Source organism: Rhodococcus baikonurensis (assembly GCF_040489275.1).
GTDB lineage: Bacteria > Actinomycetota > Actinomycetes > Mycobacteriales > Mycobacteriaceae > Rhodococcus_F > Rhodococcus_F baikonurensis.
The window spans coordinates 347,349-360,402 of sequence record NZ_JBEUOQ010000001.1; the positions used below are offsets into that span (position 1 = coordinate 347,349).

Genomic DNA, 13,054 nt, shown 5'->3' on the forward strand with positions numbered 1-13,054 from the left:
CTTGGAGTAAGGACGCAATGATGCAGGACTGGACCACCGAGTGCGACGTGTTGGTAGTCGGCTCCGGCGGCGGCGCGCTGACCGGCGCATACACCGCGGCAGCTCGAGGATTGACGACGATCGTCCTCGAGAAAACCGATCGCTTCGGCGGAACTTCCGCGTACTCGGGCGCATCCATCTGGCTGCCGGGAACCCAGGTACAGGAACGTGCGGGACTCCCCGACTCGACGGAGAACGCACGCACCTATCTACGCGCATTGCTCGGCGATTCCGAGTCCGAGCGCCAGAACGCCTATGTCGAGACCGCTCCCGATGTCGTCGCCCTACTCGAGCAGAACCCGCACATCGAATTCGAGTTCCGCGCGTTCCCCGACTACTACAAAGCCGAAGGCAGGATGGACACGGGACGCTCCATCAACCCACTGGATCTCGATCCCGCGGACATCGGTGAACTCGCCGGCAAGGTGCGTCCCGAACTCGACCAAGACCGCACCGGTCAAGGCCATGCGCCCGGCCCGATGATCGGTGGGCGCGCACTGATCGGCCGTCTGCTGGCCGCAGTCCAGAGCACGGGCAAGGCAGAACTTCGAACCGAATCCACTCTCACGTCCCTGATCGTCGAGGACGGACGAGTCGTCGGGGCCGAGGTCGAAACCGGCGGCGAAACCCAGCGAATCAAGGCGAACCGCGGTGTCCTGATGGCAGCGGGCGGCATCGAGGGCAACACCGAGATGCGTGAGCAGGCCGGCACCCCCGGCAAGGCGATCTGGAGTATGGGTCCCTTCGGCGCCAACACCGGCGATGCGATCTCTGCCGGTATCGCTGTCGGTGGCGCAACCGCTTTGCTCGATCAGGCGTGGTTCTGCCCCGGCGTCGAGCAGCCGGACGGCAGCGCCGCCTTCATGGTCGGCGTTCGCGGCGGACTTGTCGTCGACAACGCTGGTGAGCGCTACCTCAACGAGTCGCTTCCGTACGACCAGTTCGGGCGAGCGATGGATGCGCACGACGACAACGGCTCGGCCGTACCGTCGTTCATGATCTTCGACTCGCGCGAGGGTGGCGGGCTGCCCGCCATTTGTATCCCGAATACCGCACCCGCCAAGCATCTCGAAGCCGGGACGTGGGTCGCCGCCGATACGCTCGAAGAACTCGCCGCCAAGACCGGACTGCCGGCCGACGCGCTGCGCAGCACCGTCGAAAAGTTCAACGATGCGGCAAAACTGGGCGTAGACGAAGAGTTCCACCGCGGCGAAGACCCGTACGACGCGTTCTTCTGCCCACCCAACGGCGGCGCGAATGCGGCACTGACGGCCGTCGAGAACGGTCCGTTCTACGCAGCCCGCATCGTCCTCAGTGACCTCGGCACCAAGGGCGGATTGGTCACTGACGTCGACGGCCGTGTCCTGCGCGCCGACGGCAGCGCCATCGACGGTCTGTACGCCGCCGGCAACACGAGTGCTTCATTGAGCGGGCGTTTCTACCCCGGCCCCGGAGTTCCGCTCGGTACTGCCATGGTCTTCTCCTACCGAGCAGCCCAGGACATGGCGAAGTGACGCACTAGATCGTAGAGCAGCAGATGATGGGGCAGCCGAATGGAAATCGGTTGCCCCATTCTCCTTCTCACGGTGTCGCGATGTTGAAATTCGGGTCGAACACGTCCATGATGTCGGCGAAACGCGACAGAGTCGAGACATCGCCGTCGTACGTGACCTTCCCGCTGTCGAGAATGGCGGACGCTTTGCCTGGTTGGAGCAGAATTCCGGCAAGTAGCGCCTTCGGGCCGGTGAGAGTCAGTTGTGCGTCGGGAGCACGTCCGGAGCGGGCGTTCAGCACCGCTCGACGCACCCACATGTTCCAGTCCTGCTTGGTGTCGGCAAAACTGAAATTGACGGAAATGTCGACGTCATCGGCCTTTTCCGCAACGAGATGTACTCCCGCGTAGTCGAAGAGCAGATCGATCGGCATCGCCAGAATCGTGTCGGTGCTGTCGGTATTGACCTGACCGGCGCCGGTCACCCCGTTCCGCAGTTCCATCGCAGTGGCGAGGAAGATCGACCGATACTGCGGTACTTCCTGCTGATACCCGAGTTGTTCGTAGGCATCGGCTTGTAGATTCTTCGCCTCGTCGTCAGCCGGGTCGGCGAAGACCAGATGATGCAGAAGTTGTACAGCCCAACGATAGTCACCCGAGTCGAAGGCGTTGCGGCCCTCGGCAAGTATCTTGTCCCGCCCGATCAAGTCGACGTGCCGCTTGGCGTGATCTTCGGGCAACAACGGCAAGATCGTCGCAGGATCGCCGTCCCAGAAACCGAGTTCCTTGTGGAAAACCGCGCGCACGTTGTGGTGTAGTCCGCCATGGTAGTAACGGTTGTACCACTTCTGGCCGATGGCTTCCGGAAGTCGCACGACCTCTGCAGCTTCGAGCGGCGTGTAACCCTGGTTCGCGAATCGGAGCGCCTGGTCGTGGATGAACTTGTACATGTCTCGTTGCGATTCAAGGAATTCCACTACCGTGGCGTTCCCCCACACCGGCCACGTGTGCGGGCCGTGGTGCACTTCCACGTCGTCGCCCCACCGCACCAATGTCTCGTCCAGGTACCGCGCGAAATTTCGTGCATCTCGCGTGCGCGCACCACGGATCGTCTGGATGTTGTGCATCGAGTGATTGGCGTTCTCGGCACAGGTGAGTGCCTTGATGGCGGGAATCCAGATGTGCATCTCCTCCGGCGCCTCGGTGTCCGGGGCGTACAGGAACTCGAAGTCCCACCCACCGAGGTTGCGCACCTCACCGGTCTTGGTGATGCCGTCGGTGGGCGGGATGTAGGTCATGTGAATGTTCATGTTGTCGGCACCCGAACCCAGACCAACTGTCACCAGACCGCAATCACATTGCGGCAGAATCAAACCGAAGGTATACCCCATGCGTCGCGACATCGCATTGCCGGTGATGACGTTTTCACCGATCGCGAACTTGTTGAACGATTCGATGGTTCCGGGCGCGACGATCGGAATCTTGCCCGAAACCACGTCTGCCTCGTCGACGAGACCCTTGACTCCGGCGTAGTGGTCGAAATGCGTGTGGGTGTAGATGATCGCGACGACAGGCTTGGTGTTGCCCAGTTCACGACGGAACAACTCCAGGCCCGCCTTGGCGAGATCGGCACTGGTGGTGGTGTCGATGATGACGAGTCCGTCGGGAGCGTCGACGATGGTGAGGTTTACTGCGAACCTGACCTGGTACAGACCGTCGACCACCTTGTAGAGCCCACAGCGCCTCACCAACTGCGACTGCCTCCACAGACTCGGGTTTACCGTCTCCGGAGCCTGTTTGTCATCGCCGATGTATTCGAGCGGTTGACCGTCGTGGATCAAATCGCCGTTGTCGTTGAAGACCTGGTCGTTGTCCCACCCGGCGATGAATCCGCGGTCGGCATCGCCGAAATCTGCTCGGTCCGACATCGGATAGTCGTTAACTGCCGCGCGGTTGACCTCGACCGTGAACGGCGTTGCAGGCTTGGTCTCAGCACCCATGAGCACTTTCCTCCGATTCTCGTCTTCTCGCCCACGCAAGCACGCGACGCCATCGGACGTGACCTCACGCGGAACCCTCTGCAGCCAATCTGGTGGCCACACGGAATTCGCGCATCACCCGTCACAGGTGAGATGGCAACTGAACCCCCGGAGAGCAGGCAGATCACATCGAGCAGACCTCACTCGACGGAGGTCATTCGGCAGACGCTGCAGATCGAAGCTCCTCACACATCGCCCTGAAGGCACCGTCGTCTGCAGGATCCGTCGGCACCGCCAGAGCAATCCCGTCGCAGAGGCCCGCGTACTTCGAACTCAGCACGTCGGGGAGTTCCGCATAAGTGCATTGTGTGACCAAGATGTCGAGAACATCGTCGGTGAGGACGGCAGGTAACTGGGCCCAGTCACCTGCCCGCGCCATCACTGTCAGCTCCTCCCCGACCTCGGACAATCCGAGGACCTCCAGCGCGACTCGGTACGCCGGAGTGGAGTAGAGAAAGGCGAGTTCGCTGCGCGCCGCTTCTCGCTGCGCGATGATCGCGGCCCGATCTTTGCCGGTGATCGTCTTCGGAACGGCAATCAGTCTCGGCTTCCTCCCACCGCCCGTCAATGACGGAATGATCCTCTCCGCGAGCACCTTCGGATGCGAGCTGGTGGGGTGAGCCACAAATCCATCGGCGACGTCGCCCGCGAGGGAGCACATCCGAGAGTTCACTCCCCCGGTCCAGATCTCCGGAGCAGGAACACCGATCTGCCCCGGGCTGAAATAGGGTTGCAGCCTGTTGAAAGTGTAGTGCGAACCGGCATAGTCGAGTTTGCCGCCCGTTTGGAACACGCGAAATATCTCACGCACAACGCCGACGTAATCACGCAGTTGCGCAACAGGATCCGTCCACGGCATCGAATACCGTCCGACGATGTTACCCCGCACCTGCGTCGCAAGCCCCAATTGGAATCGTCCACCGGAGAAGTCCGCCAGATCCCACGCAGCCAAAGCCGTCACCATGGGACTGCGCGCAAATGCGACAACCATCGACGTCCGGACGGTGAGGGTGGTGCTGTGTTCGACGGCGAGTGCTGCCACCGCAAAAGGATCGCGGACGGTCTCGGAGATGTGCACCGTGTCGAAACCGAGTTTCTCGATGCGTTCGACGTGCTGAGCTACCTGCCGCAGCGGAGTGTCGGCAGGTAGCGAGGTCACCAATTCCATGTCAGCCCAACGGCTCCAGGCGAATCGACAACAGCCTTCCTTCGTTGGCGACCTTACGAGCGTGCTCGTTGAAGTCCGGTGCGGCGCAGACGAACAGCGTACGTCCGTCGGAGCCGCCGAGCCCGCACGCGAAGACACCGCTGTCGAAGGCAATTTCATCGATTATCTTGCCGGCGATCACATGAAGAACACGAGTTCCGAGTGCGTCGGCCACCCACATCGAATCGTCTCCGTCGATGCAGCATCCGTCGGGCGCAACGACGATCTGAGCGAGAGTGGTCTCCATCTCGGGTCCACCAGGTACCGGCCCGAACGACGCCCAATCACGGCGTTCGCTCAGGGAGCCGTCGGCCTGGACCGCAAACGCACTGATTCGATTTCCCAGCGTTTCGTCCACGAGCAGATCTCCGGTCGACGTCAGAGCCATACCGTTGGGGAAGTGGAGATCTCGCGCCACGACGTGTACCGATCCGTCCGGGTCGACGCGGAGGAGATCTGCCGTTTCGACGGGAGCCAGGTTCATCAGGTCGAACCCGAAGTTGCCTACGTACGCTCGTCCCTGCGCATCGAACAGCATGTCGTTGACGTTGGCACTGACGTACTCGGACAAGTCCGCGTGCACCACCAACTCGCCGTCGGATTCTCGCCGCAGAATCTTCTGGTCCCGCATGGAGACCACCAGCAATCTGCCGTCCGGAAGCCACCCCAGCCCCGACGGTTGCCCTGGAACCTCCGCCTCCACGCGTATGTCGGTCCCGTCCTCGCGGGCCGAAATCACCTGATAGGTATAGAAGTCCGACACCCAAACCCGGTTTTCGTGCCAGCGTGGGCATTCGAAGTAGGTATAACCCTCGAGAACTACCGCAACCTCTGGTGCCATCAGGCTCTCCCACGTCGGTGATTAAATGGTGTATTCACTCCATTCAATCATCGGTGCCCCGGTGGCGGTGTCCGATTCCCGACTACTCGCCGCGGTACACCTGGTCCAGCACGTCGAACGCGGATTCCCACCCGTCGTAGACGTTGCCGTCGCCCTTGAAACCCGGGACCCCGACCAGATGGAATGTCATCTCGGTCTTGTCGCCCCGATCTGCGAGCGTGACCGTGATTCGCGGCGCAGTATCCACCGAATCTCCTGGATTCCCCCAGGTGAAGACCAGTTTCTTCGGCTCGTCGACCTCGAGATAGGTTCCACCGGTGGGGAACTCGGCACCATTCTCGTCGTTGATCATCAGGTAGCGGTACGTTCCGCCAACTCTGGGATCGATCGTGACGTGCTCCCGCGGGCTGCTGACACCCTCAGGGTGCCACCAACGCGCCGCCTCGTCGGGATCGGTCCACGCTTGCCAGACAAGGTCGCGCGGCGCGTCGAAGACCCGGGTGATGGTGAATTCTGCAGTGGCATCGGCATTCTGGTCACTCATTGTCCTTCTCCTTCTTCGGTCGACGTTGTTTCAGCTCACGTAGACGCTCGTCGAGAAGATCGAAGCGTTCGTTCCAACCGCGCCGGTGTTCGTCGACCCAGGCGCTCGCGTCGTCGAGACCCTCTGCGCGAAGGGTGCATGTGCGCCATTGCGCGGTGGCGGTTCGTTCGATGAGACCGGCTCGCTCGAGCACCTTGAGATGCTGCGAGATGGCGGGTCTACTCATTTCGAACGGCTCGGCCAGCTCACCGACGGTCATCGAACCATCCGTCAGGCGAGAGAGCATTTCACGCCTCGTCGGGTCTGCCAGTGCGCTGAACACTGCATCGAGCCGGCCACTTCGCCCATCCATGTAAGCAACTCCTTAATTAAGGAATAACTTAAACATAGAACTCGGGATCGTGGCCGTCAACCCTTTCAACTCCAGGTGTACCGAAGTCGCTCGACGATTGTCGCCTCGTCCATCTGGGAGAACGTCTCCCGCTCGGCTCCCTTCACTGACACCAATGCTTCGACGATCGGTTCCCCGAAGATTTTCTTCGCCGCCGAGGAACAGCTGAAATTCTGCACGAGCGCGCCGACGTCGGTGGGGACTCGGGTCACCCCGCGCTCATCACGTTCCGCCTCTGTGAGAGTCGACGGGTTCACCACCATTTCCGGAGGCAATTGCGCGGAATTGTCGATACCGATATGCGAAAGACCCAGTATCGCAGCGGTGGCCAGGTACGGATTGGCCGACGGATCGACGAGTTTCAGTTCGGCGTTGGCGCCGTGTGGATTCGACGGCGACTCTGCGCAGAACCTCAGTGCGGCTTCCCGGTTCTCGAGCCCCCAACAGACGTAGGCGCCCGACCAATTGTCCGGCCGCAGCCTGATACCCGAAAGTGGAGAGGACGCAAAGACAACGGTGAATTCCGCCAGATGAGCGAGGACTCCACCCAAGGCGGAAGCTCCCGCATCCGTCATTCCGTGCTCCCGATTGCCACCGGAGAAAATTGGCCTACCATCTGCGGTCAACGAAAAATGTTGGTGCGCACCGTTCCCCGCACCACCAATAGCAGGGATCGGCGAGAACGAGGCCGTCCAGCCGTGAGCTCTGGCCGTACGGCTGATCAGTATCCGAGCCAAGACCACCAGATCAGCGGCCTGAACAGGAGCACTCGGAGCGATCGACATCTCGAATTGATCTACTCCGTACTCGGCATGGACTTGCTCGATATGCAGTTGTGCGCGTTCGGCATTGCGCAGGAGGTCCTTGAGGAAGTCTTCGCGACCGAGGACTGCGCCCAGACCGTAGGCCGACCACTCACCGCCGCACGCATCACCGAAAAGAGTGAACTCGATCTCGTGGCCCACCCGAGCGTCCAGTCCGTCGGCAGCAAGCCGCGCCACGACCGCGGCAAGCGCGGAACGAGTGCACACGGCGGCCGTCGAACCGTCTTGCTCGTGCAACGTCGCCGGTGCCCACGACACACCCCCGCCGAGATCGCGGAGGTCGGATCGGTCGATACGCAATCGGAGATCACCGACGACCGAGAAGGAATCGGTGAAGGCAATACGATCGTCGCTACAGAAGACGTTCCAGCTCGGTGAGACTCCCGCACCGACTTCCTCGAAGACACCGGTTCGAGCCGCGGGCATCACTTTCGCGCGAGCGACACCTGCCATGTCGACGATCGAGCCGATGGTCAGAGCCGGAACTTCCCTCATCCAAAGGCAAATACCCCACCCGGTGGCGCGCCAACCCGTCAGATCAGGTTGTCCTCCACCGGCAGCCCGAACGCCGCCCGGCCGTACAGCGCCAACGCGCGCTCGGGTTCGTTGGCAACGTGAACGCTGCCCGCATGAACGTCACGCCACGCACGCTCGATCGGGTTTCCGCGGGAGAGGGAGTTGCCGCCTGCCGTCTTGAACAGCATGTCGATCGCTTCCACCGAGCGTTCCGTCGCGCGAACCTGGTCACGACGCGCACGCAGCCTCATCGAGAGTGGGAGCTCCTGACCGGCGACCGCAAGTTCGTACATCTCCCGGATGTTGCGATCCATCTGCAGAATCGCAGCGTCGATCTCCGACGACGCACGTGCGACGGCGACCTGAGCGAACTGGTCCTCACTGAACCGTCCGCCACCCAGGCTCAGACGGACGCGCTCACGCATCACGTCCAGGTACCCCTCGTAACAACCGGCGACGATACCCACACACGGAGCAGCGACCGTCGAGGTGAAGATGCTCCCGAACGGAAGTTTGTACAGCGGACCAGGATTGACCGCTTGGCCGGGCCCGCTCAGTTGCGCGGTTTCGTAATTGCGCTTCAGGCGGTGCTCGGGAACGAACGCGTTCTTGACCACGATCTCGTTGCTCGCGGTGCCTCTCATTCCCACGACGTCCCAGACGTCGCGGATCTCGTAATCGGTGCGCGGCACCAGCACCGTCATGAAGTCGACGGGACGGCCGTCCACGCCGACCACCATCGCTCCCAGCAATGCCCAACTTGCGTGGTCACAGCCGGAGGAGAAACCCCACTGGCCCGATAGTTCGTACCCACCGTCCACCGCCGTCAGTCGTCCGACCGGTGCGTAGGCGGACGAGATGAGCGTCGTCTGGTCCTCTCCCCACACGTCGTCCTGCGCTCGGTCGTCGAAAAGCGCCAGATGCCACGGGTGCACTCCCACCACCGAGGCGACCCAACCGGTCGAGCCACAGGCGGCGGAGATGGCCCTGATGACTTCGTAGAAGTGGACCGGGTCGCTCTCGGCGCCTCCGTATCTCTTCGGCGCAAGCATGGAGAAGACACCGGCTTCGGACAGTTCCCGGATGGTCCGTTCGGAGATCTTGCGCGAATCGTCGACCTTCTGAGCACGGGCCGCGATCTTCGGAAGCAGATCACGGACGGTACTCAGAACCTTGTTGACCATGGGAGACACTCCTCGCACCGAACCGTGAGGGAGCGGATCGGCAGATAGACATAACGGCTGCCTCGCCACGATATGTCGGTCGCGCGTTCCGGTGATCGGAAGTCCCGAAGGCCGGGACGAGCCGCCGGATCCTCGCGCTCTCCGCTGGTCCCGGCCAGTGAGACGAGGCCCCAGAGGCAATTCACGCTCCCCTAGCGTCGGGCGTCGACACTGACCCTGGAAAGGACGGGACTCATCGTGACGATCAATCAGTCCGACAACGACGAAGTTCGCGAGATCCAAGCTGGAACCGCGCCTACTCGCTTTGCACGTGGATGGCACTGCATTGGGCTCACGGAGTCCTTCAAGGACGGCCAGCCGCACTCCATCGAGGCGTTCGGCACCAAGCTCGTCGTCTTCGCCGACAGTGAAGGCAACGTCAAGATCCTCGACGCGTACTGCCGTCACATGGGTGGCGACCTGAGCCAGGGCACCATCAAGGGCGACGCCATTGCCTGTCCGTTCCACGATTGGCGCTGGGGCGGCAACGGCAAGTGCCAGAAGATTCCGTACGCACGCCGCGTTCCCCCGCTGGCCAAGACGCGCGCATGGCAGACGCTCGACCAGGACGGCATGCTCTTCGTCTGGCACGACCCCGAGGGCAACCCGCCGACCGACGACGTAGCCATCCCCCGCATCGAAGGCGCGCTCAGCGACGAGTGGAGCGACTGGGTCTGGTACACCACGACCGTCGACACGAACTGCCGTGAAATCGTCGACAACATCGTCGACATGGCCCACTTCTTCTACGTCCACTACTCGTTCCCGACGTACTTCAAGAACGTCTTCGAAGGCCACGCCGCAACGCAGTACATGCGCGGCGTCGCTCGCTCGGACATGCGTCCCCACGCGGCAGGCACCCCGAAGATGGTGGGAAGCAACTCGGTTGCGACGTACTTCGGTCCTTCCTTCATGGTCGACGACCTGACCTACGAGTACGAGGACTACAACGTCGAGTCCGTGCTCATCAACTGCCACTACCCGGTCAGCGCAGACAAGTTCGTGCTCCAGTACGGCATCATCGTCAAGAAGTCGGATCGTTTCCAGGGCGAAGCCGCCGACGCGATGGCCGCGAACTTCGGCACGTTCATCGCCAAGGGATTCGAGCAGGACGTCGAGATCTGGAAGAACAAGACTCGCATCGAGAATCCGCTCCTGTGCGAAGAAGACGGCCCGGTCTACCAGCTCCGTCGCTGGTACGAACAGTTCTACGTCGACGTCGCGGACATCGCTCCCGAGATGACCGAGCGCTTCGAATTCGAACTCGACACCGCGCGACCCGTCGCCGCCTGGCAGAAGGAAGTCGAAGACAACCTCGCTGCGAAGAAGGCAGACGAAGATGCAGCCTCTTCAGTGCGCTGAGTGCAAGGCGCAGGTCCTGGTCCAGAAGAACAGTTGGGAACACACCACCGTTCAGTGGAGTGACCAGGCCCGCGCCCAGTGCCTCGAAATCGCCGACGACCGTGAATTCGGGCAACGTGAGGGACGACCCGGTGCTCCCCGCAAGGAGTGCGGCGCCTTGATCGCGTCGATCGTGAACGCTGCAACAGCGGGCGAGCTCGAGATTCTCAACGACGAGCCGGTGCCCAAGCCGATCGTCGACGACAGCGAACCCGTACCGGCTCCGTTTCACTAGTCAAGCCAACATCTTTCGAAGAAGGTAGTAATGATCGATCCTCAGTACTACGGCCCGTGGGCAGTCATCGCCGGCGGTTCCGAAGGTGTCGGCGCGGGGTTCGCCGACGAGCTCAGCAAGATCGGCATCAACCTCGTTCTCATCGCCCGCAAGCCGGGCCCACTCGAGGAGACCGCAGCCAAGGCACGCGCCAACGGCGTCGAAGTACGCACTCTCGCATTGGATCTGCTGGTTCCCGACGCGCTCGATCAGATCAAGGCGGTCACCGACGACGTCGAGGTCGGCCTGCTCATCTTCAACGCCGGCGCCAACAGCTACGGCCACGAGTTCGTGACCGGTGATCTGACCGGATTTGCCGGAGTCATCGAGCTGAACATCAACAAGCAGCTCGAACTCTCACACCACTTCGGCGGTCTGATGAAGGATCGCGGACGCGGCGGCATCATGCTGCTCGGTTCGCTGGCCGGATTCATGGGCTCCGAGCACCAGAGCATCTACGCGGCGTCCAAAGCATTCGGTCGCATCTTCGCCGAAAGCCTGTGGCTCGAACTCCAGCCGTACGGCGTTCACGTCGTCGAGTTCATTCTCGGTGTCACTCGCACACCGGCCATGATTCGCGCCGGCCTCAACTTCGACATCCCGGGCATGAACGTCGCCGAGCCCGAAGATGTTGCACGCGAAGGTCTCGAACACCTTGCCGACGGCCCGATCTGGGTTGCTGCAGGAAACTACGAAGGCGCCAAGAAGCGCAGCGGCTTCCCCCGAGACAAGATGGTCAAGGGCGCTGCCGAAGCGATGCGCAAGCTGCTGAACCGCTGACATCTGCTGTGCGCCTTTATTAACCCCCCGACGTTAAGAAAGGCGCACAGCATGAGCGTCGACATCACCACCCTTCTCGACGAACGTGAGATCACCCGCTCCATCTTCGAGTTCGCCCGAGCCATGGATGCGCGGGACTGGGATGAACTCCACCGGATCATGACGCCGGACGCTACGGCGGAACTGGGAACCGGAACTCTGTGCGGACCTGCCGAGGTAGTGGCTTCCATCCGCTCGTTCCTCGACGAGTGCGGTCCGACCCAACATCTGATCGGCAACGTGCTGGTCGAGGTGGTCGGCGATCTCGCCACCAGCCGCTCCTACGTCAGTGACATGCACGTGGGCACCGGGAGCAAAGCTCACCTGAACTTCTTCACGCTCGGCGACTACCACGATTCGTGGTCGCGAATCGACGGAACGTGGCGAATGACGCACCGCACCAAGCATTCACACGCCAGTCAGGGATCCATCGAGGTTCTGGGAGCCGGCCCCAACGGTTGGCGGAGCTGACTCAGCTCAACACCGACGAACGGCCGGTCGCGAGTGGACTCTTGCTGGTGAGTCCGCCGTCGACCACCAGGGTCTGCCCCGTCATGTAGCGAGATTCATCCGACGCCAGGTAGACCATGGCGTGTGCGATGTCTTCGGGTTCGCCGAGGTAAGGCAGGGCGTTGGCCTGCTTCATGCCTTCGATGACGTCAGCAGGGATGTTGTCCACGAGTGCGGGTGTCATGATCGCACCCGGCGCTACGGCGTTGCACCGAACACCGTTTGCTCCGTACTGAACTGCAATGTATTGAGTCAACCGGATGACCGCCGCCTTGGCAGACCCGTAGGCCGACTGCAGGGAGTCTCCGATCAATCCACCGACCGAGGCCGTGTTGACGATCGACCCTCCGCCGCCGCTGTTCATGTGCGGAATGGCAAGGCGTGAAGCGACGACAGTGCTGCGCACGTTGAGGGACATCACGCGATCCCACTCGTCCAGGTCCATCCGGAGCAGGTCGAGATCTTTGCGCGGATTGCTACCGCCCACGTGATTGCACAAGACGTTGATGCCGCCGAATTCGGCGACCGCCTTTTCGATCATCGCGGCCAGGGAGCCCTCGTTCATGACGTCGACGCCGAAACCCAGTGCAGTGCCACCGGTCTCGCGAATCGCCACCGCCGCTTCCTCTGCTCGCGCCGGATCGAGGTCGGCAACCAGCACCGCGGCGCCTTCTGCCGCCATGAGTTGTGCTGCGGCACGCCCGATTCCACTGGCGGCGCCGGTGATCACTACCTTCTTGCCTTCGAGCCTGTTCATATCTGTTCCCTTCGCGGACAATCGCCATACCCGGATCTCACGTGCCCGGAATTGACAGCTGGGCGATTACCCGATCACTACCAGTGAACGCAGGATCGACAGCCGCGTCCAACTTTCTTGAATGAACTCACAAGTACGTGACCATGGCCCGCGCACCTGCTACACCGCCGAAATCGA

General features: G+C 62.0%; 13 protein-coding genes. 5 read left to right on the forward strand and 8 right to left on the reverse strand.

Annotated elements, in window-relative coordinates:
• Positions 1–20: 20 nt before the first annotated feature.
• Positions 21–1,553: an FAD-dependent oxidoreductase gene (locus ABWI03_RS01740; protein WP_296552173.1), complete on the forward strand. Its 1,533-nt coding sequence runs from the start codon at positions 21–23 to the stop codon at positions 1,551–1,553.
• Between the two features lie 67 nt (positions 1,554–1,620).
• Here ABWI03_RS01740 and ABWI03_RS01745 read toward each other — a convergent pair whose 3' ends face one another.
• The 7 genes from ABWI03_RS01745 to hsaA form a co-directional block, all read right to left on the reverse strand.
• Entirely contained in the window at positions 1,621–3,531 is a 1,911-nt protein-coding gene (locus ABWI03_RS01745; RefSeq protein ID WP_298777153.1) for an alkyl/aryl-sulfatase, read from the reverse strand.
• 193 nt (positions 3,532–3,724) lie between these two features.
• Positions 3,725–4,738 carry a TIGR03617 family F420-dependent LLM class oxidoreductase gene (locus ABWI03_RS01750; RefSeq protein ID WP_298777152.1) on the reverse strand — a complete coding sequence of 338 codons (1,014 nt, stop codon included), beginning with the start codon at positions 4,736–4,738 and terminating at the stop codon, positions 3,725–3,727.
• 1 nt (position 4,739) lies between these two features.
• Positions 4,740–5,618 carry an SMP-30/gluconolactonase/LRE family protein gene (locus ABWI03_RS01755; protein WP_298777151.1) on the reverse strand — a complete coding sequence of 293 codons (879 nt, stop codon included), beginning with the start codon at positions 5,616–5,618 and terminating at the stop codon, positions 4,740–4,742.
• 82 nt (positions 5,619–5,700) lie between these two features.
• Entirely contained in the window at positions 5,701–6,162 is a 462-nt protein-coding gene (locus ABWI03_RS01760; protein WP_298777150.1) for an SRPBCC family protein, read from the reverse strand.
• Complete coding sequence (locus ABWI03_RS01765; RefSeq protein WP_095968461.1) at positions 6,155–6,514, reverse strand: ArsR/SmtB family transcription factor; 360 nt, start codon at positions 6,512–6,514, stop codon at positions 6,155–6,157. Before ABWI03_RS01765 ends, ABWI03_RS01760 begins: the two co-directional genes overlap by 8 nt.
• A 65-nt stretch (positions 6,515–6,579) precedes the next feature.
• Entirely contained in the window at positions 6,580–7,872 is a 1,293-nt protein-coding gene (locus ABWI03_RS01770) for a type I glutamate--ammonia ligase (RefSeq protein ID WP_298777149.1), read from the reverse strand.
• A 38-nt stretch (positions 7,873–7,910) separates the two neighbouring features.
• Positions 7,911–9,077 carry a 3-hydroxy-9,10-secoandrosta-1,3,5(10)-triene-9,17-dione monooxygenase oxygenase subunit gene (gene hsaA, locus ABWI03_RS01775; RefSeq protein ID WP_095968459.1) on the reverse strand — a complete coding sequence of 389 codons (1,167 nt, stop codon included), beginning with the start codon at positions 9,075–9,077 and terminating at the stop codon, positions 7,911–7,913.
• Positions 9,078–9,314: 237 nt separating this feature from the next.
• Here hsaA and ABWI03_RS01780 point away from each other — a divergent pair, with 237 nt between their 5' ends.
• From ABWI03_RS01780 to ABWI03_RS01795, 4 genes are read left to right on the forward strand one after another with little or no spacing between them, the layout of a single operon-like run.
• Complete coding sequence (locus ABWI03_RS01780) at positions 9,315–10,478, forward strand: 3-ketosteroid-9-alpha-monooxygenase, oxygenase component (protein ID WP_095968458.1); 1,164 nt, start codon at positions 9,315–9,317, stop codon at positions 10,476–10,478.
• Complete coding sequence (locus ABWI03_RS01785) at positions 10,456–10,752, forward strand: hypothetical protein (RefSeq protein ID WP_095968457.1); 297 nt, start codon at positions 10,456–10,458, stop codon at positions 10,750–10,752. Before ABWI03_RS01780 ends, ABWI03_RS01785 begins: the two co-directional genes overlap by 23 nt.
• Before the next feature lie 30 nt (positions 10,753–10,782).
• Complete coding sequence (locus tag ABWI03_RS01790) at positions 10,783–11,571, forward strand: SDR family NAD(P)-dependent oxidoreductase (protein WP_020909164.1); 789 nt, start codon at positions 10,783–10,785, stop codon at positions 11,569–11,571.
• 51 nt (positions 11,572–11,622) lie between these two features.
• A complete protein-coding gene (locus ABWI03_RS01795) occupies positions 11,623–12,081 on the forward strand; it encodes a nuclear transport factor 2 family protein (RefSeq protein ID WP_235170322.1) in 459 nt (152 codons plus the stop codon).
• 1 nt (position 12,082) lies between these two features.
• Here ABWI03_RS01795 and ABWI03_RS01800 read toward each other — a convergent pair whose 3' ends face one another.
• On the reverse strand, positions 12,083–12,877 hold the full coding sequence (locus ABWI03_RS01800; RefSeq protein ID WP_298777148.1) for an SDR family NAD(P)-dependent oxidoreductase: 795 nt from the start codon (positions 12,875–12,877) through the stop codon (positions 12,083–12,085).
• Positions 12,878–13,054 lie beyond the last annotated feature (177 nt).

Excerpts from the sequence above, each read along its gene's own strand:
- ABWI03_RS01790 (WP_020909164.1), top strand. The coding sequence starts at position 10,783 with ATGATCGATCCTCAGTACTACGGCCCGTGGGCAGTCATCGCCGGCGGT.
- ABWI03_RS01750 (WP_298777152.1), bottom strand. The coding sequence starts at position 4,738 with ATGGAATTGGTGACCTCGCTACCTGCCGACACTCCGCTGCGGCAGGTA.
- ABWI03_RS01795 (WP_235170322.1), top strand. The coding sequence starts at position 11,623 with ATGAGCGTCGACATCACCACCCTTCTCGACGAACGTGAGATCACCCGC.
- ABWI03_RS01765 (WP_095968461.1), bottom strand. The coding sequence starts at position 6,514 with ATGGATGGGCGAAGTGGCCGGCTCGATGCAGTGTTCAGCGCACTGGCA.
- ABWI03_RS01760 (WP_298777150.1), bottom strand. The coding sequence starts at position 6,162 with ATGAGTGACCAGAATGCCGATGCCACTGCAGAATTCACCATCACCCGG.
- ABWI03_RS01755 (WP_298777151.1), bottom strand. The coding sequence starts at position 5,618 with ATGGCACCAGAGGTTGCGGTAGTTCTCGAGGGTTATACCTACTTCGAA.
- ABWI03_RS01770 (WP_298777149.1), bottom strand. The coding sequence starts at position 7,872 with ATGAGGGAAGTTCCGGCTCTGACCATCGGCTCGATCGTCGACATGGCA.
- ABWI03_RS01785 (WP_095968457.1), top strand. The coding sequence starts at position 10,456 with ATGCAGCCTCTTCAGTGCGCTGAGTGCAAGGCGCAGGTCCTGGTCCAG.
- ABWI03_RS01800 (WP_298777148.1), bottom strand. The coding sequence starts at position 12,877 with ATGAACAGGCTCGAAGGCAAGAAGGTAGTGATCACCGGCGCCGCCAGT.
- hsaA (WP_095968459.1), bottom strand. The coding sequence starts at position 9,077 with ATGGTCAACAAGGTTCTGAGTACCGTCCGTGATCTGCTTCCGAAGATC.
- ABWI03_RS01745 (WP_298777153.1), bottom strand. The coding sequence starts at position 3,531 with ATGGGTGCTGAGACCAAGCCTGCAACGCCGTTCACGGTCGAGGTCAAC.
- ABWI03_RS01740 (WP_296552173.1), top strand. The coding sequence starts at position 21 with ATGCAGGACTGGACCACCGAGTGCGACGTGTTGGTAGTCGGCTCCGGC.